Source organism: Xenorhabdus aichiensis (assembly GCF_028598775.1).
Taxonomy (GTDB): domain Bacteria; phylum Pseudomonadota; class Gammaproteobacteria; order Enterobacterales; family Enterobacteriaceae; genus Xenorhabdus; species Xenorhabdus bovienii.
Window position 1 is genome coordinate 1 of sequence record NZ_JAQRFO010000116.1, and the last position, 1,342, is coordinate 1,342.

Consider the following 1,342-nt stretch of genomic DNA (forward strand, 5'->3'; position numbering starts at 1 on the left):
CCAATCACTTAGCCCTTGGCACCGTGCTGGAATTGAGAGGTGAGGCGTGGATCCTCTCAGATTTCCGGCCTTATAGTGCCTAAGCGGGAAGCCTGTTGCTCCCTGATGACTGGAGGATCCACCCATGAAATTTACTCCTTTTGGCGTCGATATTGCAAAACATTTGATGCAAATTCATTTTGTTGATGAATACACCGGTGAACTCATTGACAAGCAACTAAAACGAAATGATTTTTTAACGTTCTTTAGTAACCGTGAGCCTTGCTTGATTGGTATGGAAGCGTGCGGTGGCGCTCACTATTGGGCACGGGAACTGAGAAAGCTGGGACATGAAGTGCGTTTGCTTAAGGCCCGGTTTGTCAGGGCATTTCGGATGGGAAATAAAAACGATGTTCAGGATGCCCGGGCGATTTGGCTGGCCGTTCAGCAACCCGGTAAATCCGTGGCTATCAAAAATGAAGAACAGCAGGCCATTCTGTCATTACACCGGATGCGCTATCAACTCGTCAAATTCAGAACCGCGCAGATCAATTCGTTACATGGTTTACTGCTGGAATTTGGTGAAACCGTGCATAAGGGCAGAACCTCGCTGGATAAAGCCATGCCTGAAGTCCTTGAGCGACTAAAGGAAAAACTGGCGCCATTCCTGCTCAATCTGCTTGAAGAGCAATACCACCGTTTGAACGAAATCGATGAACAAATTGAACAGGTGGAAAAACAACTGACGGCGTGGGCAAAGCAGAATGCTGATTGTCAGCGAATTATGAAAATTCCCGGCGTCGGTGTCTTAATTGCGACAGCCGCCATCGCAACGATGGGCGATCCCGGCGCGTTTCGGTCGGGCAGGGAATTTTCGGCCTATTTGGGCCTGGTGCCGAAACAAACGGGATGCGTTCATATAGGGTCAAATTACTGGGCATCAGTAAACGGGGAGATACCTATCTGAGAACCCTGTTTATTCACGGTGCAAGAGTGGCCACCTTACTGACAAAAACACCGCTGCCGTGGGTGACGGAGCTGAAAAAACGCCGTCCGGTCTGTGTGGTGATTGTGGGGATGGCCAATAAGCTGGCTCGTACCGTTTGGGCATTGGTCGCCCATCAGCAGGAATACCAAAAAGATTACGTCAGTGTCAGACCTTACTGAGGTGTTTCATTGATCAACTTTCACTTTTAACTACAAGGATGAATGTAGAAAGATTGCTAAGGCGATGATAATGATGACAAAGACAGGTAAGACCGTGACTTGCTAAACCTGATTTATGCTCTGAGCGTAAAGCTCGTTAGGAGAGTGAGGAGCCAGTCAGCGGATTACATCGAGGCCCGCAGCTCTGGCTGTAATA

1 pseudogene is annotated in these 1,342 nt (G+C 48.6%); it reads left to right on the forward strand.

The annotated features are described in order from the left end of the window. The first annotated feature begins 124 nt into the window (after window positions 1–124). A pseudogene (locus tag PSI22_RS21160) lies at window positions 125–1,146 on the forward strand (IS110 family RNA-guided transposase). The last annotated feature ends 196 nt before the right edge of the window (window positions 1,147–1,342 follow it).